At 48.8% G+C, this 25,321-nt stretch carries 22 protein-coding genes; 18 read left to right on the forward strand and 4 right to left on the reverse strand.

Annotated elements, in window-relative coordinates:
• The first annotated feature begins 6 nt into the window (after positions 1-6).
• Genes BQ7367_RS10580 through BQ7367_RS10590 form a run of 3 tightly spaced genes read left to right on the forward strand, consistent with a single transcriptional unit; the run spans position 7 to position 3,618 of the window.
• Positions 7-1,539, forward strand: a complete 1,533-nt coding sequence (locus tag BQ7367_RS10580; RefSeq protein ID WP_200786800.1) for an ABC transporter ATP-binding protein — start codon at positions 7-9, stop codon at positions 1,537-1,539.
• The gene (locus BQ7367_RS10585; protein ID WP_072525404.1) at positions 1,536-2,633 is read left to right on the forward strand and encodes an ABC transporter permease; all 1,098 of its coding nucleotides are present in this window, start codon (positions 1,536-1,538) and stop codon (positions 2,631-2,633) included. Before BQ7367_RS10580 ends, BQ7367_RS10585 begins: the two co-directional genes overlap by 4 nt.
• Entirely contained in the window at positions 2,626-3,618 is a 993-nt protein-coding gene (locus BQ7367_RS10590) for an ABC transporter permease (RefSeq protein ID WP_072525405.1), read from the forward strand. Before BQ7367_RS10585 ends, BQ7367_RS10590 begins: the two co-directional genes overlap by 8 nt.
• Positions 3,619-3,701: 83 nt before the next feature.
• Here BQ7367_RS10590 and BQ7367_RS10595 read toward each other — a convergent pair whose 3' ends face one another.
• Genes BQ7367_RS10595 through BQ7367_RS10605 form a run of 3 tightly spaced genes read right to left on the reverse strand, consistent with a single transcriptional unit; the run spans position 3,702 to position 5,554 of the window.
• On the reverse strand, positions 3,702-4,661 hold the full coding sequence (locus BQ7367_RS10595; RefSeq protein ID WP_072525406.1) for a DUF4097 family beta strand repeat-containing protein: 960 nt from the start codon (positions 4,659-4,661) through the stop codon (positions 3,702-3,704).
• Positions 4,645-5,241, reverse strand: coding sequence for a DUF1700 domain-containing protein (locus BQ7367_RS10600; RefSeq protein ID WP_072525407.1), 597 nt, complete (start codon positions 5,239-5,241; stop codon positions 4,645-4,647). Before BQ7367_RS10600 ends, BQ7367_RS10595 begins: the two co-directional genes overlap by 17 nt.
• Entirely contained in the window at positions 5,234-5,554 is a 321-nt protein-coding gene (locus BQ7367_RS10605; RefSeq protein WP_072525408.1) for a PadR family transcriptional regulator, read from the reverse strand. Before BQ7367_RS10605 ends, BQ7367_RS10600 begins: the two co-directional genes overlap by 8 nt.
• A 184-nt stretch (positions 5,555-5,738) precedes the next feature.
• Here BQ7367_RS10605 and BQ7367_RS10610 point away from each other — a divergent pair, with 184 nt between their 5' ends.
• The 15 genes from BQ7367_RS10610 to BQ7367_RS10680 all read left to right on the forward strand — a co-directional run bounded on the left by BQ7367_RS10610 (position 5,739) and on the right by BQ7367_RS10680 (position 24,958).
• Positions 5,739-6,182 carry a GNAT family N-acetyltransferase gene (locus tag BQ7367_RS10610; RefSeq protein WP_072525409.1) on the forward strand — a complete coding sequence of 148 codons (444 nt, stop codon included), beginning with the start codon at positions 5,739-5,741 and terminating at the stop codon, positions 6,180-6,182.
• Between the two features lie 141 nt (positions 6,183-6,323).
• Positions 6,324-9,626, forward strand: a complete 3,303-nt coding sequence (locus tag BQ7367_RS10615; RefSeq protein ID WP_442855376.1) for a DUF5717 family protein — start codon at positions 6,324-6,326, stop codon at positions 9,624-9,626.
• 15 nt (positions 9,627-9,641) lie between these two features.
• Complete coding sequence (locus tag BQ7367_RS10620; protein WP_072525410.1) at positions 9,642-10,925, forward strand: DUF5716 family protein; 1,284 nt, start codon at positions 9,642-9,644, stop codon at positions 10,923-10,925.
• Positions 10,900-11,667, forward strand: a complete 768-nt coding sequence (locus tag BQ7367_RS10625; protein ID WP_072525411.1) for a hypothetical protein — start codon at positions 10,900-10,902, stop codon at positions 11,665-11,667. Before BQ7367_RS10620 ends, BQ7367_RS10625 begins: the two co-directional genes overlap by 26 nt.
• Positions 11,668-11,827: 160 nt before the next feature.
• Positions 11,828-12,643 (forward strand): transporter substrate-binding domain-containing protein, encoded by an 816-nt coding sequence (locus tag BQ7367_RS10630; RefSeq protein ID WP_072525412.1) that lies wholly within the window; start codon positions 11,828-11,830, stop codon positions 12,641-12,643.
• 32 nt (positions 12,644-12,675) lie between these two features.
• A complete protein-coding gene (locus BQ7367_RS10635) occupies positions 12,676-13,356 on the forward strand; it encodes an amino acid ABC transporter permease (RefSeq protein ID WP_072525413.1) in 681 nt (226 codons plus the stop codon).
• A 16-nt stretch (positions 13,357-13,372) separates the two neighbouring features.
• Complete coding sequence (locus tag BQ7367_RS10640) at positions 13,373-14,158, forward strand: amino acid ABC transporter ATP-binding protein (RefSeq protein WP_072525414.1); 786 nt, start codon at positions 13,373-13,375, stop codon at positions 14,156-14,158.
• Between the two features lie 133 nt (positions 14,159-14,291).
• Positions 14,292-14,999 (forward strand): phosphoribosylaminoimidazolesuccinocarboxamide synthase, encoded by a 708-nt coding sequence (purC, locus tag BQ7367_RS10645; RefSeq protein WP_072525415.1) that lies wholly within the window; start codon positions 14,292-14,294, stop codon positions 14,997-14,999.
• A 34-nt stretch (positions 15,000-15,033) separates the two neighbouring features.
• Positions 15,034-16,470 (forward strand): amidophosphoribosyltransferase, encoded by a 1,437-nt coding sequence (purF, locus tag BQ7367_RS10650; protein WP_072525416.1) that lies wholly within the window; start codon positions 15,034-15,036, stop codon positions 16,468-16,470.
• Positions 16,471-16,531: 61 nt separating this feature from the next.
• Positions 16,532-17,965: an adenylosuccinate lyase gene (purB, locus tag BQ7367_RS10655; protein ID WP_072525417.1), complete on the forward strand. Its 1,434-nt coding sequence runs from the start codon at positions 16,532-16,534 to the stop codon at positions 17,963-17,965.
• A 149-nt stretch (positions 17,966-18,114) separates the two neighbouring features.
• Positions 18,115-19,125 (forward strand): hypothetical protein, encoded by a 1,011-nt coding sequence (locus BQ7367_RS10660; protein WP_072525418.1) that lies wholly within the window; start codon positions 18,115-18,117, stop codon positions 19,123-19,125.
• A 103-nt stretch (positions 19,126-19,228) separates the two neighbouring features.
• Entirely contained in the window at positions 19,229-20,656 is a 1,428-nt protein-coding gene (locus tag BQ7367_RS10665) for an ISLre2 family transposase (protein WP_200786773.1), read from the forward strand.
• 178 nt (positions 20,657-20,834) lie between these two features.
• Positions 20,835-21,581: an SIR2 family NAD-dependent protein deacylase gene (locus BQ7367_RS10670; protein ID WP_072526183.1), complete on the forward strand. Its 747-nt coding sequence runs from the start codon at positions 20,835-20,837 to the stop codon at positions 21,579-21,581.
• A gap of 34 nt (positions 21,582-21,615) precedes the next feature.
• Entirely contained in the window at positions 21,616-23,088 is a 1,473-nt protein-coding gene (gene gltX / locus BQ7367_RS10675; RefSeq protein ID WP_072525419.1) for a glutamate--tRNA ligase, read from the forward strand.
• Between the two features lie 37 nt (positions 23,089-23,125).
• Positions 23,126-24,958, forward strand: a complete 1,833-nt coding sequence (locus tag BQ7367_RS10680; protein WP_072525420.1) for an ATP-dependent helicase — start codon at positions 23,126-23,128, stop codon at positions 24,956-24,958.
• A gap of 47 nt (positions 24,959-25,005) precedes the next feature.
• Here BQ7367_RS10680 and BQ7367_RS10685 read toward each other — a convergent pair whose 3' ends face one another.
• Positions 25,006-25,311: a DUF1292 domain-containing protein gene (locus tag BQ7367_RS10685; RefSeq protein ID WP_072525421.1), complete on the reverse strand. Its 306-nt coding sequence runs from the start codon at positions 25,309-25,311 to the stop codon at positions 25,006-25,008.
• Positions 25,312-25,321 lie beyond the last annotated feature (10 nt).

Genomic DNA, 25,321 nt, shown 5'->3' on the forward strand with positions numbered 1-25,321 from the left:
GTAAAAATGCACCATGTAACAAAAACATTCGGCAAAGTGATCGCCAACAAAGATATCAATCTTGAGCTGAAGAACGGGGAAATCCTGGCCCTTCTCGGAGAGAACGGAAGCGGAAAGACAACATTGATGAACATGCTGTCAGGCATCTATTTCCCGGATCACGGAGAGATCTATGTCAAGGGGGAGGAGGTCACCATCCGATCTCCGAAAGATTCTTTTGCCCTGGGCATCGGAATGATCCATCAGCATTTTAAACTGGTGGATGTGCTGACGGCAGCCGAGAATATCGTACTGGGGCTGGACGGGAAAGCAATGCTGAACCGAAAGGAGATCAGCCGCAGGGTTTCGGAACTGGCAAAGCGTTATGGATTCGATGTGGATCCGGAGAAGAAGATCTACAATATGTCTGTGTCGGAGAAGCAGACGGTGGAGATCCTCAAAGTGCTGTACCGGGGCGCTGATATCCTGATCCTGGATGAGCCTACCGCAGTGCTTACCCCCCAGGAGACAGACCGGTTGTTCGCGGTGCTCAGGAATATGAAAAAGGATGGAAAATCAATCATCATCATTACGCATAAACTGAACGAAGTGATGGCGATCTCCGACCGGGTGGCAATCCTGAGAAAAGGAGAATATATCGGGGCGGTGGACACAGCCCGGACGGATCAGAACCAGCTGACAGAGATGATGGTGGGACGGCCCGTCAGCCTGGAAATTGACAGGCCGGCCGTAAAACGGGGCGAAAAACGTCTCCAGGTGATCGATCTGACCTGTCTGAACAGTGACGGCGTCAAAGCGTTGGACAATGTTTCTTTTGAGGCATACGGAGGAGAGATCCTGGGTGTTGCCGGAATCGCCGGAAGCGGTCAGAGAGAGCTGTGCGAGACGATCGCGGGCCTGTATCCGTCCATCGGAGGCTCGGTCCTGTATTCAGGAGAATATCAGGGAGTTCCGGTACAGGAGCGTATCCTGGGCCTGAAGCCGGATGAGATCGCAAAGAAAGGGATCTCCATGGCGTTCGTACCGGAGGACCGGCTTGGAATGGGCCTTGTCGCGGGAATGGATATGACAGATAATGTCATGCTCAGGAGTTATAAGTCGGGAAAGGGGATCTTTGTAGACAGGAAAGCTCCAAGGGAACTGGCAGAGCAGATGATCCAGGAGCTGGAGATTGTCACTCCCGGAGTGGATACGCCTGTGGGAAAGCTCTCTGGAGGAAATGTGCAGAAAGTCCTTCTGGGACGCGAGATCGCCTGTCATCCTTCCGTGCTGATCGTGGCGTATCCTGTGCGGGGACTGGATATCAATTCTTCCTACCGTATTTATGATCTTCTGAACGAACAGAAGAAAAAGGGCGTTGCGGTAATCTTTATCGGTGAAGACCTGGACGTGCTGATGCAGCTGTCTGACCGGCTGATGGTCATGTGCGGCGGGAAGGTGAGCGGGATCGTGGATCCGCGCAAGGTTACGAAGGAAGAGATCGGTCTTATGATGATCCACACGGAGGATCAGACTGAAAGAGAGGGGGCGATGGCATGAGTTCAGGTAACGTACATGGGAAAGAGCCGTTTCTGCGGATGGTGCAAAGAGACAGTATCTCTCAAAAGAAGGCCTGGGCTGTCCGGGCGCTGGCTTTTGTACTGTCTCTGGTGACCGGGGGTATCATTATCCTTCTTCTTGGACACAATCCGTTTTCTGTCTATGCCTCCATGGTGACTGGCGCGTGGGGATCCAGGACTGTTGCCTATGAGACCGTCAAGATCGCGGTTCCTCTTCTGATTACGGCTATCGGTATTTCGTTTGCATTTAAAATGAAATTCTGGAATATCGGAGGAGAAGGACAGATCCTGGTGGGGGCTGTAGCGGCCGGAGCTTTCGGGCTTTTTACAGCGCATATTTTCCCAAAGCTTCCGCTGGTGCTGCTGATGATGCTGGCAGCTGTGGTGGCCGGCGGTCTGTACGGACTTCTGCCGGCTGTGTGTAAAGCAAAGTGGGGAACAAATGAGACATTGTTCACCCTGATGCTGAATTATATCGCCCTGGCGTTTGTCAAATATCTTATGAACGGGCCGTGGAAGGCACCGGGGAGCAGTTATCCGAAAATTTCCATGCTTGTGCCGGGAGCCCGGCTTACCAAGGTGCTTGGTGTGCACTGGGGCTGGATTCTGGCCCTCGTGCTGGTAGTAGCCGCGTATATCTATTTCAATAAAACCAAGCAGGGGTATGAGATCGCAGTCGTAGGAGAAAGCAATAATACCGCGCGATACGCAGGAATCAATGTGGGAAAAGTCTTCCGCAGGACTATGTTTTTATCCGGGGCTCTGTGCGGGCTGGTAGGTATGCTTCAGTTTGCCGGAGCAGACTACACCATTACGGAAGGCACAGCGGGCGGCGTCGGGTTTACGGCGATCACAGTGGCCTGGCTTGCCAAGATGAACCCATACGGGATGCTCATCGTGTCTGTGTTTATCGCCATGCTGGAAAGAGGAGCGAACGCCATCCAGACTCAGTTTAAAATACCGGCTTCGGCATCTGATCTTCTGATCGGGATCATCCTGTTTTTTATGTTGGGATGCGAGTTTTTCATTACATATAAACTGATCGGAAGAGGAAGGGAGGATCATCATGCTTGACACATTGAACGGACTTTTTATTGCCGCAGTGCTGGCGGGGACTCCGCTTCTTTTGGGGGCTCTGGGCGAGATCCTGACAGAAAAATCAGGAAACTTAAACCTCGGTGTGGAAGGTATGATGTTCATGGGGGCCATTACCGGTCTTGCCGGGTCTTACTACTATGAACAGGCAGTCATCCGCAGCGGCGGTTCTCCAAATGGCGTGATATCCGCAGTTATCGCCCTTCTTGTATCTTTCCTTGCCGGAGCGCTGGGAGCGTTGATCTACAGTTTTCTGACGATCACTCTCAGGGCCAATCAGAATGTGACAGGTCTGACTCTGACAATCTTCGGAACAGGTTTCGGGAATTTTTTCGGAGAGTATATCGGACAAAAGGCCGGGGGATATGTAGCGGTTACAGAGACCACAAAGAATGCGTTTTCAAGACTGCATATACCGGTTCTGTCAGATATACCGGTGATTGGAGAATTGTTCTTTCAGTATAACTGGATTGTTTATTTCGCCATTGCTGTCGCAGTCATCATGGCATGGTTCTTTAAAAAATCCAGAATAGGGCTGAACCTTCGCGCGGTGGGGGAAGATCCGGCGACAGCGGACGCGGCCGGGATCAACATTACCCGCTACAAATATCTGGCCACTGTGATCGGAGGAGGTATCTGTGGTGTTGGCGGCATGTATATGAGCATGGTCACCACATCTGGCGTATGGGTCCATGACTGTGTCAGCGGATATGGCTGGCTGGCAGTGGCTCTGGTGATCTTCGCGACATGGAGTCCGGCCCGCGGTATGCTGGTGGCACTGATCTTTGGCGGACTGACCATTATGCGTATGTATGTGAACATTCCGGGACTTCCGGCGCAGATCTATGATATGTTCCCGTATATCGCCACGATTCTTGTGCTTGTCATTACGAGCATGCGGCAGAGCAAGGAACATGCCCAGCCAAAGAGCTGTGGACTCAATTACTTCCGGGAGGAACGTTGACAGTAATGCGGGAGTTCCCGAACAGGCATATGGAAGAATATGAAAAACGCCCGTTTCACTGTATGAAGCGGGCGCTTTTCAGCTTATTTTGTCCGTAGAAAGATGTCCCCTGATTCTGCTGTAAACTGTATTTTCTGTTGGCTGTCTCCGTCACATGTGTAGGACATTTCATCACTGTCATCTGAAATCAGCCTGCCGGACGCGTTGCCGGGAAGAGAGATCTCTCCGTATTCGGTGAGAAGGTCAAAGGTAAATGCGCTGATAGGGTTGTCGAGGACAAAAGTAGTGTCACCGTATTCATTCACTCCTGACAGAGTTTCAAGCCCGGAAATTTCGAGATAGAGATCTCCGTCACTGGCAGTCAGGTCAGCGGTTGCGGCAGTCACATTTTTCAGTGTGGAATCTCCGTAACTGTTCTCCAGGATCAAAGAGTCCGCTTCTGTGTGATTCATTTTAATATCTCCTGAGCCGGTAAAGATTTCTGCATCCCCAAAGCGGCAGCCGGTCATATCCAGATCCCCGTAATCCAGACGGAGTTCAAGCGTTTCCGAAGAGATTTGGTCCATATTCAGATTTCCATAATCGTTATAGATATGGATGTCAGAGAAGGCCATCTGTTCCGGGACATAAAGCCGGACAAAGGGCCTGGACGGAGCGGAGGTGTTTCCCGGACTGAAGAAATACAGTCCCTGGATTATGGCTCCGTCTTTCTGGCTCAGACGGAGCGTTCCATCTGAGACTTCCCAGGAAGGAGTGCCATAGTTTCCGTCCAGATAGTATTCCAGATAGCAGGCATTATCTTCTGAAGGAAGAAATTCAATGTCTGCTTCTGAAGAAAGTGCGATATCTATGCCGGAAAAAGCGTCCAACTTTGTTTTATCCAGCTGATGGGCTTCCGGCCAGGTGGAATAAGAATGGATCCCGTCATGGGTGATCACGAATCCGGGCCATCCGCCGGCCGCCATACCGGCTCCGGTAAGCAGGGCCCCTGTTCCCATAAAACATAAAGACGAGATAAGAATGATCTTAGTTGTTTTTTTCATGTCTGCGGCCTCCTTTTATCAGTTTCCCGAGAGATACAGATGATTTTCTTATAAAACCTTTGAAGAGGATAATGGAACCGTATATAAAGAGAACACCGGCTCCGGTACAAAAAAGTCCAACGCCGATATTGCACAGCCCGTCCACAGCGGACTGGAACAGAATAACGATCCCGCCCAAAATGCTAACGATTCCCACCGCGGTTACGGAGAGCGCGGAAAGAACGAGGGAAAGAAGCACGGCTCCTACGGAGAGCAGCACGGCCCCTATGACGATAAGAATGCAGATAATAGCCGGCACGGCGATGGGGGCGGCACATACAGCGAGGATCGCTACCCAGAGCGCGGATAATCCTCGTTTCATTGTTTTAGGCTTCTCCTTCATGTTTTGAGAGGCCAGATCAAGGATAAGAGCTTTTGCCGCTTCTTCGGGATCCCCCAGATCCTCAATGGCCTGTTGTTCATTTTCTGCTCCTGCCTCAGCAAAATACTCTTCGAAATATTCGATCGCTCTGTCATAGTCCTCTTTTGGAAGACGGCGCAGGCAGTGAGAGAGCGTCTTCATATATTCGGTCTTAGTCATTTGATAACCCTCCTTTTACAATGTCGTCGACAATGACTTTATAATCTTCCCATTCTTTTAACAGCTGCTTCTGATGTTCTCTGCCGACGGGAGTGATGCTGTAATATTTCCGATTTCGTCCCTGGTACTGCTCATCGTAGGTCTCAACGAAATGATTTTCCTGGAGACGTTTCAGGATCGGGTAGAGAGCAGAGTCCTTTGTGCTGCCGGCACGCTTGATGATCTGGCTGATCTGATATCCGTAGGCATCCCCTTCTGCAATGACAGACAGGACGAGAAAGTCCAGCATAGGAGCGTTTAGTGTAAACGTCATAAACTCAGTCCTTTCCATATATGAAATTTGAATATATAAATTTTATAAGTATATTATATTTTATATAATATATAATGTCAATGCATATATAAAAAGAATTTGAAATTTTCCGGATATAAGTATTTTGTTCTGCAAAAAAATGATAAAATAGACAACGAAAAGAAAAAAGACAGGAGATTGGAAAATGATACGAAAACTGACAGCAGAGGACAGAAAACTTTATATGGAAATGGCACATGAATTTTATCATTCGGACGCTGTGCTGCATCCGGTTCCTGATGCATTCTTTGAGAGAACGGCTGATGAGGCACTGCAGTCCGGACAGTACGCGGAAATTTTTGTTTTTGAATATGAAGACAGACCGGCGGGATATGGTCTGATCGCAAAGTCTTATTCTCAGGAAGCCGGAGGCGCTGTATGGTGGATCGAGGAGGTATATATCAGAGAGGAGTTCCGCTCCAAAGGGCTTGGGAGGGAGTTCTTCCAGTATCTGGAGGAATATATGCCGCCTGAAGTCAGACGATTACGGCTGGAAGTAGAGGAAGACAATGTCCGGGCGGCATCTTTGTACAGGCGGCTTGGATATGAAGTTCTGGGATACGTGCAGATGATCAAGGACATAAAATAAGAAAATATCTTATCCGCCACATTGTATCCGTGTATACAATGTGGCGGAATTTCTTCTATTACACCATTGCAAGATATCAGATAATAATGATATAATGCATAGTAACATATTTTGCTGTTTGGACAGAAGAACTGTGAGTAGGTGACGGATTTGAAGAATAAGATCAAACGTTTTGCGAAAGGGGATTTTCACATCCCGCAGCCGGAGATCATTTTTCCTGAGACTCGGATCATTATGCGCGTCGGAGAAGGAGAGAAGTACAAAGGAAGTTTTTCACTTCAGAATCAGGGGGAAGGCACGATAAGAGGGCTTGTCTATCCCTCTTCTTACCGTGTGCACTGCGAGGAACAGGGGTTTGACGGGAATCCGGTCAACATCTATTATACATATGACGGAAGCGGACTCATGCCCGGGCATGTGGAGCATGGCAAATTTACCATTGTCTGTAATGGAGGTGAGTATGATATCGCCTTTACGGCTATTATCGAGAAGCCGTTTGTGATGACAAACTACGGTAAGATCCAGAGCCTGGATGATTTTAAGAAACTGTCATTCCGGGATGCGGCTGAGGCGGTCAAGCTGTTTCGTTCCAGAAATTTTTATGAGATCCTGAAATATGAAGACAGAAGAATTCAGGCGCTCTATGACAATATGAGGTGCTGGGAACTGGATCAGCAGGCGCTGGAAGAGTTCCTGGTGGGCTGCAAACAGAAAGAAAAGATCTTCCTGACACTGGAGGAGGAGAGCAGGGCTTTTATCTCTCTGACTGAGGCTCGCAAGGAGACGTTTACGATCAAGAAAAATACTTGGGGCTACCTGGAGATCGACGTAAGGGCAGAAGGGGATTTTCTGTCTGTGGAGCATACCCGGATCACGACGGAAGAATTTATAGGGAATTCTTACCGTTTGGAATATTTTATCAACGCGGACCGGCTCCACCGGGGAAGTAATTTCGGACGAATCATACTGGAATCACCTTATGAGACACTGAGTTATGAGATCGTGGTAGAGAAGGATGTCAGCAGGGATGAAGACCACAGGGCCAATGACCGGGAGTTCGCGGGAATCGTCAGGAATTATCTCAAGTATCTGAGCGGACGGATGGATCTGAATGAGTGGGTCGACGAGGCGGTGCGGCGCATCAGCCATTTAAGAGACATGGACGGGAAAAATGAGTTCTATCTTCTGGCTCACGCTCATATCTGTCTTGTCGGGAACCGCATGGAAGAGGCGAAATGGCTGCTTGAGTCATATAATTACAATCGGTTTGCCATTGGGAAAGATGTGGAGCTTAGCTCCTATTATCTGTATCTGACGACACTTTTGTCCAATGATACCATCGGGCAGAGAAAGGTGGCGGAGGAGCTGTCCAGATCCTTTATGAAACATCCGGACAGCTGGAAGATCCTCTGCATGCTGGTGCAGGTTGATTCGGAGTACAAGATCTACAGCGAGAGACTCCGGGTCCTGGAAAAGCAGTTTTATGAAGAAAGATCCCACAGTATCTGGTTTTATCTGCAGGCGTTCCTGTGTTTCCGGGAGAAAAGCTCTACGTTAAAAAAACTGGGAATGTTCGAGGTGCGGGTGCTTCTCTTCGCGGTAAAATACCAGCTTATGACCAGGGAACTGGCACTTTATACTGCCAATCTGGCGAGTCAGATGAAGGTATTCGACAAACATTTGTATGATGTACTGGTGCGTTCTTATAAAATGTATCATGAGTCCATGATCCTGACAGCGATCTGTACACTTCTGATCAAGGGAAATTGTGCGGACAGCGAGTACTTTAAATGGTATGAAAAGGCAGTGGAGCATGAACTGAAGATCGCGCAGCTGTATGAATATTATATGGCTTCTGTTATTCCGGAACGGTTCCATAAAGCGCTTCCGCGGTCCGTGTATCTGTATTTTATGCATGGAAATACACTGGATTATCACAAGTGCGCGTTCCTGTACGCGAATATCATCACTTATGAAGATGAATCCAGTGAGATCTATGCTCATTACAGAGATGAGATCGAGGCGTTCGCATGGAATCAGCTGGACCGGAGAAATGTGGATGAACAGCTTCGAGTCATATACAAACGATTTGTCGTAGAGTCAGCCATGAATCCGGACAGGGTAAAAGCCTTGTATGATGTATGCCATGCGTACTGGATCACGACGAAGGTGCCCAATATGAAATATATCCATGTGATTGCCGAGGATGGGACGGTAACTCAGAAGGCGCCGTATATGGATGGAGGAGCACGTGTATTCCTGTATGCAAAGACGGACAGGATCGTCTGGGAGTCAAAAGAAGGGAGACATTATACAGATTCCATTCCCTACGAGAGCAAACGACTTTTCTATGAGCTTCGTTATATGGATATGTGCAGGAAATATATCAACGGTCTTAAGAGAAATCAGGAAGAAGAAGAGACCGTAGAACTTACGCTTGAGACGGTTCGGGCCGAGGGACCCGAGAATTTCCCGGAGGCCGAGATTTTTGGCCTGTGCAGCCGGACCATTCGGGAAAATAATTATGAGAATAACGATTTTCTGACATATATCTGTTTTGAATTGTTTAAAAAGCAACAGTATGACAAGGTGATCCTGACCTATCTCGCCAGTTATTTCTGCGGGGCCACTTCGGAGATGAAGCTGCTCTGGCGGGAGGCCAGAGACTATGAAGTGCATACCCATAAACTGGCGGAACGGATCCTGACGCAGATGCTGTTTTCGGAAGAGTTGTTCCAGGAGGAACCGGTCTTCGAGCAGTATTATGCGGAAGGAGCCTATTTCAGACTTCAGCAGGCGTATCTTACATATGTATCACGAGAGTATGTGGTGGAGGAGCGGAAGATCGGACGCAGCGTGATCGATATCATCTGCAGAGAATATGAGAAAGGTGAGGACACCATGGATATCTGCAAGATCGCGGTGCTGAAGTACTATTCGGAAAGAGAGTATAACGCGCAGACACGCAGGACCTTGAAAAAGTTTCTTCAGGAACTGTGCGGCAAGCAGGTGTATTTCCCGTTTTTCCTCTCTTACGAGAAAGAGTGGCTCATTGAGCTGCAATTGTGGGACAAGACACTGATCGAATACAAGGGGCAGAAAGGAAGCAGAGTCATGCTGTACTACCAGCTTCAGAAAGGCGGGCAGGAGCAGGCGGACTATTCTACTGAGGTACTGACGCCTATGTATGAGAATATATACGTGAAAAAATTTGTCCTGTTTGCCAACGAGAAGCTGAAATATTATTTCAAAGAGACGATAGACGGGAATTCTTACCGCAGTGACAAGGAGACATGCGTGAGGGAGGCCGATCTGGATGAACAGGGCAGATATGGAAGACTGAACGCGATCCTGTCTGAGAAGGATGAAAAAAAGCGCAGGAAAAAGATGAGGGAGTACGCTCTTGAAGACGCGGTGGCTGCCCATATGTTCGTACAAGAATAAGGAGGGTGTCTTTCCATGGGACAAGGCAGTATCATTGGATATGAGATAAATGAAAAGACATGTCAGATCAGTTTTTATAATGAACAGGAACAGGAACCGGATACGCTGGAGGTAGATGCCGACAACTATCAGATCCCGCTGATCATCGGGAAACTGAGGGATACATGGGCTTATGGCAAGGAGGCTAAAAGACTTGTTACGATCAAAGAGGGATTCACTGTCACCAGGCTTTTGAGCAAAAGCCTGGCCGGAGAGAAAATCGAATTCGGCGAGGAGACCTATGACGCGGTCTGGCTGCTTTCTCAGTTTATCCAGATGTCGTTGAAATCTTTTCCGGAGATCGAGGGTATCGTATTTACAGTGCCGTCGCTGACAGAGGAACTGGCGCAGATGCTCAGAGGCATCGCTGTGCGTATGAATATTGACAAGCGTCATATCTTTATCCAGGATTATAAGGAGAGCTTCTGCAACTATCTGTTCTATCAGCCAAAGGAACTGTGGCAGTACGACGCGGCCCTTTTCTGCTGTGACAGGAACGAAATCAGGGCGTATATGCTGCGCCGTCTCCGTCCCGGCCTGGGAGGGGGAAAGACCACTTTTGTGACCGTGGATGAAGTTGCCAGCGCTCACATTAAGGAACTGGCAATGGTATACCCGGTGCTGAATGAGGACAAGGCAAAGGAAGCGGATGCCATGTTCTGTAAATTTATTGAGAGCGTGTTTGATAAAAGGATCGTGTCCTCTGTCTTTCTTACAGGAGAAGGATTTGAGAACAACTGGTATCCGAAATCGCTCCGCGTGCTCTGCAACGGACGGCGGGCCTTTGTAGGCAATAACCTGTACAGCAAGGGCGCCTGCTATACTGCCTGCCGGAAACTGTTCGTCCATATCGAGAATCCGGTCTATCTCTCAGAGGATAAGATGACAGATCAGATCACTGTGAATATGCGTGTGGATGGGCAGGAAATGTGGTATCCGATCGTGTCGTGGGGGACATACTGGTATGAGTCAAACAATCAGTGGGAAGTTCTCCTGGAAGACGTAAAAGATATTGAATTCCACATTGAGTCTCTGATCCAGGGAAATGTAAGGACGGAAAAGATCTCCCTTGAGAATTTCCCGAAAAGAGCGGAATATTCCATGCGCCTTCAGATTGAAACACTGTTTCTTGACGAAAAGACGTGCAGGATTACAGTGAGGGATGCCGGATTCGGAGACTTCTTTCCGGCAACAGATTTCCACGCGGAGAAGACCATACATTTAGGAGGAAATGATGGGAAATTTAATTCTTTGTCATGACAGACACGCGGCACATCCCTATGAGATCACCCGGATTCACTGCAGGATTTTTACAATTGAAGAACTTTGCTATTATCTGTGCAACAATTTGTATCTGATCGACTATACGATTATGAACGAGCAGCTCTGTGACTGGCTGGATGAGGAACTGGGGATGGAGGTTCTGGCTTCTGAGCTTAAAGATGTGCTTCGGCTTCATGGTTCGGTGGAAAAGTTTGTTCTGACGATACTGAAATCTTCACGGATCTACAGAGAGCCCGAGATGATACGGATCCAGAATGTATTGGAGCATTTAAAGAATCAGAAGGATATAGAACGTCAGAAATTTAAAGGAGACAACCTGCTGGAGAGCGGTGAGGTGGAGGAAGCGATTCTCGTGTATCAGGCCATCCTGAATCAGGAAAAGGATGATACGGTAGATGAAAAGTTCTACGGGAAGATATATGCGGGACTCGGCGCGGCATATGGGCGCCTGTTTCTGTATCAGGAAGCTGCCCGCATGTATGACAGAGCGTATCAGCTCTGCGGCGACAAGACACTGATCAAGCCTTATCTTTACGCTTCTTACAAATATATGTCGCTTGAGGAGTACCATATCCTTATCACCAAAAATGATGAATTTATGGAGACAAATGCCCGGATGCGCCGTGAGATCGAGGAAATCAGGAAAGAGATGCCCGAGGATGTGCCATCCAAAACTCTGGAAAAATGGAAGCGGCAGCACCGTCGCAGCCATACATGAGGAAAGGACTGCCATGCCGCGGGAAAGGGTTTTTCCAGGGAGAATCATTTGACAGGGCAGGTCCTGTATGATAGAATACAACGGTAACTTTACTGTGGTACAGTGACTCATTGGTAGAGAAAAGAAGCGATGTCGGAGTTTTCGGCGATGGAGGACAATTATGAAGAAAAGAGTATTAAGTCTGTTACTTTGTGCGGGGCTGGCTGTTTCCATGCTGGCAGGATGCGGTTCAAAATCAGGAAGTGATTCCGCTGACTCAGGTGAAGAAACCAGCGATATGGACTATGTAAAGGAAAAAGGAACTCTGGTCGTAGGAATCACGAATTTTGAACCTATGGACTATCAGGACGAGAACGGCGAATGGATCGGATTCGATGCGGATCTGGCCAGACAGTTCGGGGAGAGCCTGGGTGTTGATGTGGAGTTCGTGGAGATCGACTGGGACAACAAAATTCTGGAGCTGGAAGGGAAGACCATCGACTGTGTATGGAACGGGATGACTCTCACAGAAGATGTGACCAGCGCCATGAATTGTACAGACCCGTATCTGGAAAATGCTCAGGTTGTTGTAGTACCGTCGGATGTGGCGGATCAGTATCAGGATGAGGACAGCCTCTCTGACCTGAACTTCGCGGCAGAGGCCGGAAGTGCGGGAGAGGATGAGCTTGAAGTCCGTGGCTTAAACTGTACACCTGTAACGGCACAGGCGGACGCTCTTATGGAAGTGGCGGCAGGGACTTCTGACGCCGCGGTGATCGACCTGCTCATGGCAGCCGCAATGATCGGGGAGGGAACAAGCTATTCTGATCTTACATATACAGTACATCTGAACAGCGAGGAATACGGTGTCGGATTCCGGAAGGACTCGGATCTGACCGCCGAGCTGAATGACTTCTTCGCAAAAGCATATGAGGATGGAAGCATCCAGAAGCTGGCGGAGGATTATGGAGTACAGGCCGCGCTGATTGAGCAGTGAGCCGGAAAATACACTGTTAACGGAGTTTTATCATGGGATTTACAGAACAGTTTCCAATCGTTGTCCAAGCGCTGAATGTGGGATTTCTTCAGACTCTAAAGCTGTTTTTTGTAACGCTTCTGGGGGCTCTCCCTCTGGGGCTGATCATTTCTTTCGGGTCCATGTCCCGGTTCAGGCCGCTTAGTTATCTTACAAAGATCATTGTGTGGATCATCAGAGGGACTCCTCTGATGATCCAGCTTTTGATCATCTATTTTATGCCGGGACTGATGGGCAATAATATCTGGGGCGGCGGTGAGAGCGGACGCTTTCTGGCGGCTTCCGTTGCCTTTATCTTTAACTACGCCTGCTATTTTTCAGAAATCTACCGGGGAGGGATCCAGGGGGTTCCGAAAGGACAGGAAGAGGCGGGTCTTGTTCTCGGCATGACAAAAAAACAGATCTTCTTCAAAATCACCCTTCTGCAGATGATCAAAAGGATCGTACCGCCTATGTCTAATGAGATCATCACATTGGTGAAGGATACTTCACTTTCACGTATCATTGCTCTTCAGGAGATTATCTGGGCAGGACAGTCTTTCCTGAAAGGAAATCAGGGGATCGCCGGTGTGATCTGGCCGTTGTTCTTTACCGCGGTCTACTATCTGATCTTTAATGGCATCCTGACCGTCCTTCTGGGACGTCTGGAGAAAAAACTGGAGTATTTCAGGTAGGAGGAGGACAACGTATATGTCGATTTTGGAAATAGAACATCTGAAAAAAAGCTTCGGCCGGACGGAGGTTCTGGACGATATCAGTTTCTCTCTTGAGAAGGGACAGGTACTGTCTATTATCGGATCCTCGGGAAGCGGAAAGACGACACTGCTGCGCTGTCTGAATTTCCTTGAGCAGCCGGATGGCGGCATCATCCGAGTGAATGGGGAGGCTCTCTTCGACGCGGAGGACCCGTCCACGATGCAGGAAAGTGAGATCCGCAGAAAACGGCTTCATTTTGGCCTGGTATTTCAGTCTTTCAATCTGTTTCCCCAGTACACGGCTCTTGAAAATGTGATGCTGGCAAAAGAACTTCTGGAGAAGGAGAAGCCGGAGTATAAATCAAGAAAAAAGGAGATCCACGCGCAGATCGAGGACGAGGCAAAGACGCTGCTTGGTCAGATGGGGCTTACTGACCGCATGGATAACTATCCTCATCAGCTTTCCGGCGGTCAGTGCCAGAGAGTGGCGATCGCCAGAGCGCTGGCACTCAGGCCGGACATCCTCTGTTTTGATGAACCTACTTCCGCGCTTGATCCGGAGCTGACCGGAGAGGTGCTTAAGGTGATCAAAGGACTGGCGGATCAGGAGACAACGATGATCATTGTTACCCACGAGATGGCTTTTGCCAGGGATGTCTCCAGTCATGTGATCTTTATGGACGAAGGCCGCATCCTGGAGCAGGGCACGCCGGAAGATGTGTTTGAAAATCCAAGAGAAGAACGGACGAAACAGTTTTTGTCACGTTTCACAAACGGATAAGTGAGCAGGGTGAAATGTTGATTTTCACCCTGTCTTATATTATAATCGAATCTGTGGGACTGCGGCCGGGGCCGGATCGCGGTCTGTAAACAATTTAATCATATGAAAAAATGAAAAGGACGGGTGTGGATGTATGAAAAAATTAGAGCAGCTCTATGAAGGCAAGGCTAAGAAGGTATTCGCGACAGAAGATCCGGATGTCGTGATCGTCGATTATAAGGATGACGCGACTGCGTTTAACGGCGAGAAAAAGGGTACCATCGTGGGCAAAGGCGTGATCAACAACCGTATGACCAACTATATTTTCCGGATCCTGGAGAAAGAAGGCGTTCCGACTCATTATATAGAGGAACTCAGTGACAGAGAGACAGCTGTCAAAAAGGTGGAGATCGTTCCTCTGGAAGTCATCGTGAGAAATGTAGCGGCAGGCAGCTTTTCCAAAAGACTGGGGATCGAGGAAGGAAGAAAACTTCTTGCGCCGACGCTGGAATTCAGCTATAAAGATGATGATCTGGGAGATCCGATGATCAATGATTATTTTGCCATCGCTATTGGCGCCGCGACCCGTGAGGAGATTGATAAGATCACGGAGTATACGTTCAAGGTAAATGATGTGCTCAAGAAGTTTTTTGACGAGGCAGGTATCGATCTCATCGATTTCAAGATCGAGTTCGGAAGATATCACGGGGATATCATCCTGGCGGACGAGATTTCCCCGGATACATGCCGTCTGTGGGACAAAGAGACTCATGAAAAGCTGGACAAGGACCGTTTCCGCAGAGACATGGGGAATGTAGAAGACGCTTATCAGGAAGTCTTTAAACGGATCGGAATCAAATAATCGTCTGGTCAGACCGGCAAGGAGCGGAATTTGAATGACAGATTTTGAGAAAAGCTCCACAGGACTCGGCGAAGAGTGCGGAGTCTTTGGGGCTTATAACCTGGATGGGGGCGATGTGGCCGCCTCCATCTATTATGGACTGTTCGCGCTGCAGCACAGAGGGCAGGAAAGCTGCGGGATCGCGGTGACAGATACTTCCGGGCGGCGCAGAGTCCTGTCAAAAAAAGGACTTGGACATGTAAATGATGTGTTTGACGAAGAAGAACTTTACAGACTGAAAGGGAATCTGGGCGTCGGACATGTCCGTTACTCTACGGCAGGGGGAACAAGGGCTGAGAATGCCCAGCCCCTTGTTATTAATTATGTGAAAGGGACACTGGCTATCGCGCACAATGGGAATCTGGTCAATGCGGTGGAGCTTCGGCGGGAGCTGGAATATACCGGGGCGATCTTCCAGACAACGATAGATTCGGAGGTGATCGCTTACCACATTGCCAGAGAGCGGCTGAATACCGGAAACGCGGAGGATGCCGTGAAAAACGCGATGAAGAAGATCAGGGGTGCCTATGCCCTTGTGGTCAACAGTCCCCGCAAGATGATCGGGGTGAGGGATCCTTTCGGGCTGAAGCCGCTGTGTATCGGCAGACGGGACAATACGTATTTTCTTGCGTCTGAGAGCTGTGCCATTGCGGCAGTGGATGGAGAATTTGTAAGAGATGTAAGGCCGGGAGAGATCGTCACAATCACCGGGGAAGGTATCGCTTCAGATATGAGCATGGCGATTCCGGAAGAACAGCAGGCCAGGTGTATTTTTGAGTATATTTATTTCGCACGGACAGACAGCACGATTGACGGAGTGAATGTTTATCATTCCCGTATCATTGCGGGAAGAGCGCTGGCAGAGTCCTATCCGGTCGAGGCGGATCTGGTGGTTGGAGTGCCGGATTCCGGGCTGGTGGCTGCAAAGGGGTATTCTGAACAGTCAGGAATCCCCTATGGGATGGCTTTTCATAAGAACAGCTATGTAGGACGAACATTCATCAAACCAAAACAAAGTGACCGGGAATCCAGTGTAAAGATCAAGCTCAATGTGATCCCGGAGGTGGTAAAGGGGAAACGGCTCGTTATGGTAGACGACTCCATAGTACGGGGAACCACCTGCGCCAATATTATCAAGATGCTCAAAAGCGCCGGGGCGAAAGAGGTTCATGTGCGGATCAGCGCGCCGCCGTTTCTATATCCCTGTTATTTCGGGACAGATGTACCTTCAGATGAACAGCTCATTGCGCATTCCCATACGGCAGATGAGATCAGGGAGATGATCGGAGCGGATTCTCTGGGATATATGGAGGTGTCCAGGCTGCGGGATATGGTGGGCGACCTGAAGTTCTGTGACGCATGCTTTACAGGAAATTATCCGATGGAAGTCCCGAACCGAGATATCAGTCATGCTTTTGAGGAAGAATATTGACAGCGCGGTGTACAGTGCATACACAGCGTGAAAGAGAAAAAGAAAAAGGAGAGCATAAATCATGCCAAAAGACCGTTATGTAAGTCCTCTCTCTCAGCGTTATGCCAGCAGGGAGATGCAGTATATTTTTTCACCGGACAAGAAGTTCCGTACATGGAGGAGGCTCTGGATCGCGCTCGCGGAAACCGAGAAGGAACTGGGACTTGCGATCACAGAAGAGCAGATTGAAGAGCTGAGGAGCCATGCGGATGATATCAATTATGAAGTGGCGGAGGAGAGGGAAAAAGCCGTGCGCCACGACGTTATGTCCCATGTTTATGCCTATGGCGTGCAGTGCCCCAAGGCAAAAGGGATTATTCATCTGGGGGCCACCTCCTGCTATGTGGGAGATAATACAGATATTATCCTGATGTCCGAGGCACTGAAGCTGGTGCGGAAGAAACTGATCAATGTAATAGCGGAACTGGCAAAATTCGCGGACAGCCAGAAGAGCCAGCCGACACTGGCGTTTACGCATTTCCAGCCGGCTCAGCCGACGACTGTGGGAAAAAGAGCCACTCTGTGGATGCAGGAATTCGTTATGGATCTGGAGGACCTGGATTATGTCCTGGGCAGTCTGAAACTGCTGGGATCAAAAGGAACGACCGGGACACAGGCAAGCTTTCTGGAATTATTTGACGGGGATCAGGAGACCATAGATAAGATCGATCCTATGATCGCGGAGAAGATGGGATTTAAAGCCTGCTATCCGGTATCCGGGCAGACGTATTCCAGAAAAGTGGACACCAGGGTACTCAATGTCCTGGCAGGGATTGCGGCCAGCGCGCATAAATTTTCAAATGATATCCGGCTGCTTCAGCATCTGAAAGAAGTAGAAGAGCCGTTCGAGAAAACACAGATTGGTTCGTCGGCCATGGCATATAAAAGAAATCCGATGCGCAGCGAACGGATCGCCTCGCTCTCCCGGTATGTGATCGTGGATGCTCTGAACCCGGCCATTACTTCTGCTACGCAATGGTTTGAGAGAACGCTGGATGACTCGGCAAACAAGCGTCTGAGCGTTCCGGAAGGATTCCTTGCCATTGACGGGATCCTGGACCTGTGCCTGAATGTAGTGGACGGCCTGGTTGTATACCCGAAAGTGATCGAGAAACATCTGATGGCAGAGCTGCCGTTCATGGCCACAGAGAATATCATGATGGACGCGGTGAAAGCCGGAGGGGACAGACAGGAACTGCATGAGCGGATCCGTAAGCTTTCTATGGAAGCCGGAAGAAATGTGAAGGAAAAAGGGATGGATAATAATCTTCTTGACCTGATCGCGGAGGATCCGGCGTTTAACTTGACCGCCGAGGAACTGAAGAAAACGATGGACCCGGAAAAATATGTAGGGCGGGCGAGGGAACAGGTGGAGGCATATCTGAAAAATGTCATCCGTCCGCTGCTGGAAGAAAATAAGGATATCCTTGGGATCCGGGCGGAGATCAATGTATAGCGGAAACCGCCTTGGGACAACAGGAAATAAAGGCAAAGGAATGTTGCAAATTATTGCAGCATTTCTTTTTCTCTGATACTTTATCCTAAAGAAGTATATGGAAATATTTTTCATTGCTGTTGTGGTGCAGAAAGGAAAGGTGAGAGAAAATGGAAGGGTGCGGACTGCTGTATGAAGAATGGAGAGTTGGCAGGTGCTGGAGCAGACTGGGCAGGATGGCGGTAGTCCTTTTCCTGCTCTGTGTTGTTGTTCTGGAAATCTGCGGATCAGAAAGCCCGGTGTATCCGGGAACGGCGGAAAAGAATGTTTCAGGGACAGGAGGAATCTGGACACAGGAAAACAGATCAACGATTCTCTTTGGACTGGCTGAAAAGGAGAAATGGGAGAAGCCGGCAACAGTATCAGTCACGGCGCTGTCGGTCCCGGCAGGGGAAGGAGTGTCTGTCCCGGACTCAGAGATGAAAGTGGCGGATATGTCTGCCGATCTGATTTCAGGAGGAGAGGCCCCGGCTGATTTCACGGAACCGGGTTATCCGGATGCCACAGTACCGGAAGAGGAAGTCCCCATAATACCCGGGGATACAGTTGTTACCGTTCCGGAAGAAGAGGTTCCGGCCGCTCCGGAAGAAGATCTTCCGGAAGAAGAGCTCCCGGATACAACGTTTCCTGTGACAGTAAAAGGATTTCTTGTGGATGAGTCCGGTTTTATCTGCGGGATCGCGGATCCGGCGGAAGCTGTATGGGACGGATATATGGAGCTTCCGGCAGAGGGGTGTACCGGCATTGCGGCCGGCGCGTTTGTCGAAGCTCCGGCCGGAACGATGGAGATGTATATTCCTTCCAATATTACATATATTGAAGAAGGCGCTTTCATCGGACTCCCTGATATGGAATGGTTTGAGATGGAGCCATCCGGAAACTATTATACGAAGAATGGAGTACTGTTCTCCGATGGCGGGACATGCATACTCGGATTTCCTGCGGGAAGAGTGGGAAATTATAAAGTGCCTTCTCAAGTTACACGGTTTGCTGTGGATGCCTTTACAGATGCGCGCATTTCTGTGGTTGACGCGGCGGAATGTGCTTTGACAGATACAGGGAATTTTCCTGCATCCATTCAGCTTGTGTCAGAGATGGAAGTAACACCGCTTAGAGTATAATTATCATTGGCAAAAATAAAGGGAAGAGATCGAAACCTCTTCCCAATCATACAGATTTATCTTATTGTTTAATTGACGAAAAAAAACATAAGGAGTCTGTATGATGAGTTTAATGATAAAGGAAAACGGCGTAACATTCAAGGAGTTGGAGAAAAATATTTATGCATGGATCTGCCAGATCGGAAGAGAGTTCACAAAAGAGTTCCTGGAGCGGTATGACAGGATGCTGATGGAGGGCAGGGACAAGAAGAAATACAGAAATAAAGGTGCCAGACAGACAACCGTAAAAACCGTGTATGGGGAAGTAACCTATCAGAGGACTGTTTATGAAGTGACCGAAGAAGACGGGACCAGACGTTTTGTATATCTGCTGGACGAGACACTGGAGTTGGATCAAGTAGGCTTGATCTCAACGAACATGGCGGAACTGCTGGTAAAAGGGATCACAGAACTGTCTTACAGGGAGTGCGCCTTACAGGTCAGTGAAATGACAGGACAGACCATCAGTGCGATGGGGGTATGGAACGTCATCCAGGCGTTAGGGAAAAAGGTCTGCGAGGACGAAGCTGAGTTGACAGAAGCATATAAGAAAGGCCATGTGAAAGGGAAACGAGAGGTTCCTGTTCTGTTTGAAGAAGCAGACGGAGTTTATATCAAACTGCAGGGAAAGGACAGAAAAGAGGAAAAACAGGATAAATCAGAGATCAAGATCGGGATTGCTTATGCCGGGTGGCGGAAAACCGGTCCGGATCGTTATGCGCTGGAAAATAAAGTGGTAGTTGCCGGATTTGCCAAAGCAAAAGAGTTCCAGGAATACCGGGAGGCGGCAATCGCACAGGAGTTTAACCTGGATGAGGTAGACCAGAGGATCTTAAATGCGGACGGAGCGTCCTGGATCAAGAAAGTGAAAGATAAAAGCACCTGTTTTCAGTTAGACCCGTTTCACCGGAACAAAGCTGTGAAAGAAAAAATTCATGAACCGGCTGCGAGGGATGCTGTTTTAGAACTGATAAAAGAAGAAGAGATCGAAGAAGTATTCCGGTATCTGGAGAACTATCGGAATAGCCTGAGTGATGAAGCTGAGATTGAAGATGTAGAAGACCTGATCCGTTATTATGAGAACAACCGTGAAGGGCTTGTGCCTTACCAATCCCAGGATCTGGAGCTGCCAGATCCGCCGGAGGGGCTGGAATACCGGAACATGGGGACAATGGAAAATCATGTGTGGAGTGTGATCGCGAAACGGATGAAACACGGGCACAGAAGTTGGAGCCGGCAAGGCGGGAACCATCTGGCGAAGATCCTGGCCAAAAAATGCAGCGGAAAGCTGCATGAAGTGACAGAAGGTCTGAGAAAACCGGTATTTGAAGAAGAAAAAGTAGAAGAGTTATACGGCGAGATCCTGATGTCAGCGAAGGCACCAAAGAAAGACGGAAAGGGCTATCAATATCCAGCAGTAGGACATGTAGTTGGATTGGATGGAAAGATACAGGGAGAGAGAAAGCGACTGCTGTACATGGCTGGATATTAGAAACCAGAAAAAGGACTGTTTGAACAAAAAAGATAAATCGAAAAGGAAGTTGCCAACGATTACTTGACAGTAACGTAACACCGGGAGCATGACTTTGTTTATTGAAGAATCCTCCGATATGCTCTATAATGACTATATAGGAAAGCAGTCTGCAGAAGCGCGGAAGGGAGGGGACTTCATGAAGGAAAAAAATATAGTACAGATCCTAAGAGACAGCAGGTATACGGTTGTTCTAAGCGGTACAGGTCTTATGGCAGAGAGCGGGTATCCGCTTCTGAGGGACGGAGAGGAATCCTATGAGATCGAAGAAAAGTATGGGTACTCTTTTGAAGAGATCTTTAGCAGCGGATTTTATTCTGCGAGGAAGGAACTGTTTTTCCGTTTCTATAAAGAGGTCATACTCAAAGCGGCAGAGATCCCGCCGGGAGATGGATTCCTGGCGTTGAAGGCACTGCAGGACAAGGGGTTTGTCGACTCGATCATTACCCGTCGCATTGCGGGTCTGGAAGACCGGGCCGGCTGCAGAAATGTAATCAATATGAAAGGGACAGTGGAGGATAATGTGTGTCCCTCCTGCGGGAGGCATTATCCGGCAGAATATATCCGTCAGGCAAAAGGAGTTCCTCTGTGCGGCCATTGTCTTGTGGCAGTCCGCCCGCAGGTGTGCCTGTTTGGAGAAATGATCGATAATGGCGTTATGACAAGAGCGGCGGAAGAAGTGGAGAAAGCCGATGTTCTGATGGTCCTGGGCGCGAGCCTGAATACTCCGCTGTGCAGCCAGCTGCTGCAATACTATTCCGGATCTATGCTGATCCTGGTAACAAAGAAAGAGCATTATTCGGACCAGAGAGCTGATATTATCATCCATGGGAGATGTGACAGATTCCTTCGGGGAATCGTCTCTGAGGCGGAGAGACAGATTTAGATTAAATAACGATAAAAAGAACTGGAGAGAAAATATGAGTGGAAAAGTGAGAACAAGATTTGCCCCGAGCCCGACGGGAAGGATGCATGTAGGCAATCTGCGCACTGCGCTTTACGCCTATCTGATCGCGAAACATGCGGGAGGAGATTTTATTCTCCGTGTAGAAGATACCGACCAGGAGCGCTTTATGGAGGGGGCTCTGGATATCATATACAGAACATTGGAGAAGACAGGACTCTTTCATGACGAGGGCCCGGACCGGGACGGCGGATATGGGCCTTATATTCAGAGTCAGAGACAGGCGCAGGGGATCTATCTGAAGTATGCGAAACAGTTGGTAGAGCAGGGGGATGCCTACTATTGTTTCTGCGATAAAGAACGGCTGGAGTCACTGAAGACCTCGGTGTCCGATGACGGGACGGATATTGTCGTGTACGACAAACATTGCCTGGGCCTTAGCAGAGAAGAAGTGGAGGCAAATCTGGCTGCCCAAAAGCCATGGGTCATCCGGCTGAATGTCCCCAATGAAGGGGAGACAACCTTCCATGATGAAATATACGGGGATATCACGGTGCCGAACAGTGAGCTTGATGATATGATCCTGATCAAGTCGGACGGCTTTCCCACTTATAATTTCGCGAATGTTGTGGATGATCATCTCATGGGGATCACCCATGTGGTCAGAGGGAACGAGTATCTTTCTTCTGCTCCGAAGTATAATCGGCTGTATGAAGCTTTCGGATGGGATATACCCGTCTATGTTCACTGTCCGCTGATCACAGATGAAAATCACAAAAAGCTGAGCAAGCGATGCGGACATTCCTCCTATGAGGATCTCATCGACCAGGGGTATGTGTCAGAGGCCGTGGTTAATTATGTGGCTCTGCTCGGGTGGTGCCCGTCGGACAACAGAGAGATTTTTTCTCTGGAAGAGCTTGTGGAGGCATTCGACTACCGGCATATGAGTAAGTCGCCGGCTGTATTCGATACAGTGAAACTGAGGTGGATGAACGGCGAATACTTAAAAGCCATGGATTTTGACCGCTTTTTTGAACTGGCAGAACCCTATATCAGAAAGGCGGTAACCAAGGAGTATGATCTTAAGAAGATCGCGGCTCTTGTAAAGACAAGGATCGAGATCTTTCCGGATATCTATGAGCAGACAGACTTTTTCGAGGAACTTCCCGAGTATGACTGTGAACTGTACAGACACAAAAAGATGAAGACAGATCCGGAAAAAGGGCTGGCGCTTCTTAATGAAGTCCTGCCCCGTCTTCAGGAACAGGAAGATTACAGCAATGACGCTCTGTTTGAGATGCTCAAAGAATTTGCAGAAGAAAAAGGATACAAGATCGGGTATGTGATGTGGCCTCTGCGAACGGCAGTATCCGGAAAACAGAGTACCCCCGGCGGTGCTACAGAACTGATGGAGGTATTTGGAAAAGAGGAATCTCTGCGAAGGATCTGTTCTGGAATCGAAAAGCTCAGTTCGATGAGAGCAGAATAGATGCAGGGGGAATTTAACAGTTAAGGGGGGAGTCTGTATGGGGATGGACCGGGCTCAGAAGAGAGCGGTTGCGCATGGAGCCGGACCCTGCCAGGTACTGGCGGGTCCCGGATCCGGAAAAACATTGACGATCGTAAACAGAATCAAATATCTGATTGAGGAAAAACAAGTAAGACCGGAAGAGATTCTGGTCATTACTTTTACCCGTTTTGCTGCGAAAGAGATGAGGTCAAGACTCTCCGGGCTGATGGGGAAAAGGGCGGCAGCCGTGACCGTGGGAACATTCCACGGCATTTATTATGGTATCTTAAGATGGGCTTACCGGTTCGGGCCGCAGAATATCCTGTCAGAGGAGGAAAAATATCAGCTCCTGCGGTCTGCCGCGGCCGGTAAAGAAATACCGGTGGAAGATGAAGAAGATTTTTTCAGGGCCATTGCGGAGGATATCGGGAAGATCAAGAACAGCAGGATGGATGTGGAAAAGTTTGCGCCGTCCGGATGTGGACGGGAAGTATTCCGGGAAATTTACCGGGAGTACGAAGAAAAGAGAAAAGCAGCCAGAAAGATTGATTTTGATGACATGCTCACAGTCTGTTATAACCTGCTGGAATCCAGGCCGGATGTTCTCGCGCTCTGGCAGCGGAAGTTTAAATATATCCTGATCGATGAATTTCAGGATATCAACCGGATACAGTATGATGTTATCCGTATGCTGGCACTTCCGGAAGACAATCTGTTCGTGGTAGGGGATGATGACCAGGCAATCTACGGATTCCGGGGCGCCGACGCCGGACTGATGTTCCGCTTTCGGGAAGACTATCCCGGGGCAGAGCAGATCCTGCTGGGAACGAATTATCGTTCTACAGGGAATATTGTGAAGAATTCTCTGAAAGTGATCCGGCATAATGAGAAGCGATTTTCCAAAGAACTGAACGCTGGCAGAAAAGACGGAGCCTGTCTTCATGTGCAGGAGACGGCGGACACCAGCGAGGAAGCCCGTTATGTGACAGAAGAGATCATCAGGCTGGCAGACAGCGGAATTCCACTGGAGGAGACCGCTGTTTTATTCAGGACTCATACAGACGCAAGACCCCTGACCGAAGAATTGGTCAAAAGGCGTATTCCTTATCAGATGAAAGAACATCTTCCCAACCTCTATGATCACTTTATAGCCAGGGATATCCGTGCCTATTTCCGACTGGCGATGGGGAGGGAAGACCGCAGGGATTTCCTGCGGGTTATGAACCGTCCAAAGCGGTATTTAGGCAGGGACTGTCTGACAGAGGGAGAGCCTTTTTTCGAGGCGGCACGGACGTTTTACTGCGACAAAAACTGGATGCTGGACCGCATCGATCAGTTTGAGTGGGATCTGAAAATGCTTTCTTGCATGGCTCCCTATGCCGCTGTGCAATATATCAGGAAACGGATCGGATATGACGATTTCCTGAAAGACTATGCCTATATCCACAAGTTGGAACTCTCAGTACTCCGGGAAGTGGCCGCAGAGATCACAGAGGCTGCGAAGCCGTTTTCATCCATAGAAGAATGGTTTGGCCACGTAGAAGAATATTCAGAAGCACTGCGGAAAAAAGAGAGAGAAAAAGGCGAGGACGAAAAGGGCGTGCGTCTGATGACGCTTCACGGTTCCAAAGGACTGGAGTTTCATACAGTTTATCTCGTGGGAGCAAATGAAGGGAATATGCCATATAAAAGAGCGGAATCAGAACAGGAGACGGAAGAAGAAAGGAGACTTTTCTACGTGGGAATGACAAGAGCGAAGGAAATGCTCAGGATCTGTTATGTCAGAACAAAAAACGGGAAAGAGGTCTCTCCTTCCCGTTTTGTAGAGGAACTCCTGGAAGATATTTGACAGGAACAGGCGTATGTCCGACATCCCGTCAGGATATTTAGCATGGATCAGTCCAGATCGTCCAGATCAATATCCTCCATGTCAAGTTGTTCCAGCCAGTCGTTGAATACATCGGACACCCGTTCAAATTCATCGTCGTCTTGGATGTTTTCGAGGCCTGGCTCTTCGTCTTCTCCATTGTCAGTTAAACGGTAGAGATACACCTGGCCATCATCGTTGTCTCCACTTTCATCCAGAGGAAGCAGAGCGATATACTGACGGTTGTCTGCCTCAAAGATGGTAAGGACAGCGCACTCCAGTTCTTCATCATTATCCAGTGTCAGAGTGACAGTGAGTGATTCATTTTCGTTCATATGACGTTCT

The sequence above is a fragment of the Clostridium sp. Marseille-P3244 genome, assembly GCF_900120155.1.
Lineage (GTDB): Bacteria > Bacillota > Clostridia > Lachnospirales > Lachnospiraceae > Mediterraneibacter.